The following is a 4593-nucleotide window of genomic DNA, read 5'->3' as shown; positions in this document are numbered from 1 at the left end:
CGGAATTGGCGCAGGCCAACGAGGACATGAATTTTGCGGCGCAGGTGTTTAAAGACGCGGGCATCTCCTGCGAGACAAAACTCATTATTCGCGGCAATACGCCCGGAGTGGACATGGTCGAGTTCGCTCGGGAAAACCACATCGATATGATCGTCATCGGCATTCGGCGACGCTCGAAGCTGGATAAACTGCTTTTTGGCTCCAACGCCCAATACATCGTTATCAAGGCGCATTGCCCCGTGCTTTGTGTTAGATAGTGATTTTCCGGTTACAGGATAATTTTTTTCGAGTTTAAGGAAGGCGAAAATTTTAACCATAGGCATACATCGGGTATTCCAAAGGTTAAAATTTTCGTCTAATGCTACAACCCGTAAAAGTGAGCGATTCCCGGATGGGCGCCAAGTAAGCCATCGTTTAAATGCCAGCCTTCCGCTGCTTCTATCCCGGGCGGTGTTTTCATATATCTCTATCCTGCCGTTTGCCATTAATTCCGGGCTTGCTGGATAAAAATATTTTCAACCTTGAGCCGGTCGATATGATGATGTATGGGTATCAAAGATAGGAGGACGGCCAACTCGCTTAAGCCGTTCTGAGGTTGTTGTTGAATGATGATTGAAATTTAATCGGAAGTTCTATCCCATGAAAGAAACCAAATTAGTCAAATACGGCCCGGCGATGATGCTTAGCGTTATCTATATGTTCAGTATCATGGACAGAAATGCGCTTAATGTGGTGCTGGATCTGATCAAACAAGATTTGAAACTCTCCGACTTGGAGCTGGCGCTGATGTCCGGACTGGCATTTGCCTTTTTTTACGGCTTGATGGGGATTCCCATCGGGCATCTGGCGGACCGAAAAAATCGAGTCAACCTGATCGCCATTTGCCTCACTATTTGGAGTGTGATGACGATGCTTTCCGGCTTGGCTGTCAATTTCATCATGTTGATTTTTGCGCGGATGGGGGTTGGTATCGGTGAGGCGGGATGTGCGCCTTGCGCTCACTCCATAATGGTGGACACCTATAAACCCGAAGACCGATCGAAAGTGATGGCCATATACCATGTCGCGCAACCCTTTGGTTCGGCGGCGGCCATGTTTGCCGGCGGATGGTTGGCCGATGCCTATGGCTGGCGAGTAACCCTTATTGCCATAGGGCTTCCGGGTCTTTTGATCGCGGCTGCGGCGAAATTGTGGTTGAAAGAACCGCCTCGTCCTAAAAAAGGAAAACAGGGGAATGCCCAAGCGGAACCTTCCATCAGACAAACCGCGAGCTTACTCCTGCACAACAAACTTTTCAGGGCAACCTGCATGGGCCATATTGCCTGTGTATCCTTTATGTATTCCATCATCGTGGTGTGGTTACCCACCTTTATTCATCGCAGCTTTGAATTGAGCTTCAGTCAAATCGGCCTGGGATTGGGGATTATATCTATGATCGCGGGGATTTTTGGAACCTTGGCGTCCGGCCCCGTATCAGACAGACTTTATAAACGTAATGCGCGTTGGCTGGCTTACCTGCCTGGCATCATTGCTTTTGCAGCGATTCCGTTTTTCCTGACGGCGGTGACGACCAAAAACCTTGCCCTTTTTTATGGGTGTGTGACCTGCCTGTACATTCTGATTTTTGCGCATGTAGCGCCTTGTTTTTCGTTGATTCACCACTCGGTGGATTCGAGTATCCGGGCGATGACGGTGGCTATTGTCATTTTATTGGTGAATTTTTTCGGTCTGGGAATATGCCCCGCCCTGATCGGATACATCAGCGATCTGTTGAGTGCTGAGTTTGGAACGGATTCTTTGCGAATAGGGATACAATGCGCCGTTTTTTTGCTACCTCTGGGCGGACTGTTTTTTTTATATGCCAGCCGCTTAATTATTACGGATGAAAACGGTGAGATAAGTCCCCAGCGCTAAGGGGCTGTAATAGCCTGTGACATCTTTCAAGAAGATTCCGCAAACAGGCTATCGCCATGTTCGTTATCCAAAGGCATCCCCAGTTTTTTCATCCGAGAGTAAAGTGTGGTGCGTTTCATGCCGAGAATTTCCGCGGCACCGTTCGGCCCGCTGATACGCCCGCCGGTTGCCGCCAATACATGGGCGATATATCGGCGCTGTAAATCGGTCATCGTCGGCATGTCCTCAAAAGCTTGAACTGATTGATGTTTTGTTACGGCGACCAGTTGCAACTCCAACTCGTTGTCGCTTGAAAGCAGGGCCGCCCTTTCGATAATATTTTTCAGCTCCCGAATATTTCCCGGCCAGGGATATGTGAGCAAAGCCGAAACATCGGCGGGGGTAATGGGGGGCGAAGGGCGTTTCAGGCGTTTACACGAAATTTCCAGAAAATGCCGCGCAAATAGAATAATGTCTTCTTTTCTCTCCCTTAGCGGGGGAATCTGCAACGGAAGCACATTCAGGCGATAGAAGAGATCTTCACGAAAGCGGCCGGCCTGCACCTCTTTGGCAAGGTTTCGATTGGTGGCGGCAATCAAGCGAAAATCGCACTGATGAACCCGGCTGCCGCCGACGCGGGTAAACGTTTTTTCCTCCAGAACGCGCAGCAGCTTTGCCTGAATGGAAAGCGGCAGCTCTCCTACCTCATCCAGAAAAAGGGTTCCGTCGCCGGCGAGTTCCACGCGTCCGGGTTTCAGGCGGTCCGCGCCGGTGAAGGCGCCTTTTTCGTGACCGAAGACTTCGCTTTCAATCAGGTTTTCCGGTATGGTCGTCGCATCGATGATGACGAAGGGTCCGTTCTGACGCGGGCTGTTTTTATGGACCCATCTGGCCATCACTTCTTTGCCGACGCCGGTTTCGCCCTGAATCAGAATCGGAAAATCCGCTTTGGCGATGCGGCGGGCTGTTTTTTGCACCTCCCGGAAAGCAGCGCTGTGACCGATGACTTTTTCTTCCGAGGGAATTTCCTGATCAATGACCTCTTCGGGTAATCGGCTTTTTTTCTTGAGTGTTGACAGGTAATATTTATAGATTCTCTGGAATAGCGCTTCTATATAAGTTTTTAGAAGACTTAAGGTTTTATCATCCAGAAAATCAAAGCAGTCCACAAGGGCGGAGTTGTCATGGTATAAGACACACCGGCGGCCATCTTCCAGTTTGAAGGGCAGACAAAGCACCGCAGCCATCTTGGAGAGGGAGGGCGGCGCGTTGGTCATTGATATTTTGTTTAGTAGCGGGTTGTCTTTGAGCGTGGCCTCTTTTATCAGTTTCAACTGCGGTTTGAAATTTTCCGAGGCAGTTTCGATTTCGGTCAGGTTCACGGCGCCCAGGAGTTGCGGTTTATCCTTATCAATTTCTTCAATATCCCCCTCAAATAAAAAAAGCCCCCCCCGCTCGGCGCTGAAAAACCAATTGGTGGACGTTACCGTGCGACTAAGCAGCATTTTTATATCAGAGGCGGGCGCCACCTTTTCCATGATCTCGGCAAATTGGTTTAAGACAATTTCCGGGGAAAGAAAACTTTTCAAAAACGGTCCTTTGGAGACGTTCGCGATCAACTGCTGAAGCTCGTCCGGGAAAATGTGTTCCGCGTAGGCGGGCAGGCAACGCCATGCCTCGCGCGCATGCTCTTGGGCCTTATCCCGGTTCCCTTTCGATAGCTCCTGTCGGGCGATCTCGATTCGGGTCTTTGCCAGTTCAATTTTATATTCGGTTTGTTCCAGGTATTTCATGCTCTCGCCGAGATAGGTCTGTATTTGATCGACAGAACCCTTTTGTATCGCGAGGCGTTTGGCAAAAATTCGCATGAGCCATCCTTTGGACGGAATACTAGGTCCTTCCAGGATGAACCTTGCCGCAATATCAAAAGTGCAGTTGGGTATCGGCGGCATATTCTGTCGCTCAAACTCAAGAAGCATGTCCATTATCCAGGAAAGCATGGCATAGGGTGGGGCAAGATGAACGTTGCCCGAATCATTCAAGGTGCTCATAAAAAGATTCCGGGCCGCCATGAGATTGCCGATGAAAAATTCATAATAGGTCATAAACAAGTTGACCCAATAAAGGGCCAGCGTGTTGCCTTGTTCGGTTGCCAACTTTCGAGCAATGGTCAGATGGAAAAGGGCTTCTTTTTCTTTTTTGTGCCTCAACAGCACATAGCCGAGAACCGCTCTTAGTATGGTGGCCGCCCCCGAGAGTTCCTTTTGCTCCGCCTTTCGGTGAAAAATATCCAGTATGGTGAATGCGCGATTGGACTGTGAAAAGGGCAGGACGGCAAAGCTGAAAAACACCGGCGCAAACGGGTTGATGAAATCGTTTCGGGCTGCCTGGGCTTGCTCCACGGCCGTTTCAAAATAGGGAATGGCTTTTAAATACATGCCCTGAATAAAGAAAAAAAGGCCGATATAGGCAGCGGCTTGGTTTAGAATGTCGGTGTCGCCAAGCGTTTCAACGGCCTGCTTGCCGGCTGAAAGCGCCTTCAGTGCCTCGGCGGACCTGTTGGAAAGGAACAAGAAGAGCCCCCTATGCATATCGATCAGCGATAGCGAGCGCCTATCTCCCAGCGCCTCGGCAATAGTACGTACTTTTTCCAATATCGGCAGGATGTTGTCAAAGCCTTTCCCATTGGCGAAACACAGC

General features: G+C 49.8%; 3 protein-coding genes. 2 read left to right on the top strand and 1 reads right to left on the bottom strand.

The window, feature by feature from the left end:
- Both RBT11_20535 and RBT11_20530 read left to right on the top strand, forming a co-directional pair.
- Positions 1-257, top strand: a 257-nt coding sequence (locus tag RBT11_20535) for a universal stress protein (GenBank protein ID MDX9789171.1), incomplete at its 5' end; no start/stop codon positions are given.
- Positions 258-639: 382 nt separating this feature from the next.
- The gene (locus RBT11_20530) at positions 640-1914 is read left to right on the top strand and encodes an MFS transporter (protein MDX9789170.1); all 1275 of its coding nucleotides are present in this window, start codon (positions 640-642) and stop codon (positions 1912-1914) included.
- 26 nt (positions 1915-1940) lie between these two features.
- On the opposite strand, the gene RBT11_20525 is transcribed toward RBT11_20530, so the two are convergent.
- Positions 1941-4593 (bottom strand): sigma-54 dependent transcriptional regulator (locus tag RBT11_20525; protein ID MDX9789169.1); only part of this gene is annotated, 2653 nt, incomplete at its 5' end.

The sequence above is a fragment of the Desulfobacterales bacterium genome (assembly GCA_034003325.1).
In the GTDB taxonomy this organism is placed as follows: domain Bacteria; phylum Desulfobacterota; class Desulfobacteria; order Desulfobacterales; family JAFDDL01; genus JAVEYW01.
This window is presented reverse-complemented; position numbering and strand designations above follow the sequence as displayed.

Bases quoted from the DNA above. Each gene is read 5' to 3' on its own strand.
- RBT11_20530 (MDX9789170.1), top strand. From the start codon at position 640: ATGAAAGAAACCAAATTAGTCAAATACGGCCCGGCGATGATGCTTAGC.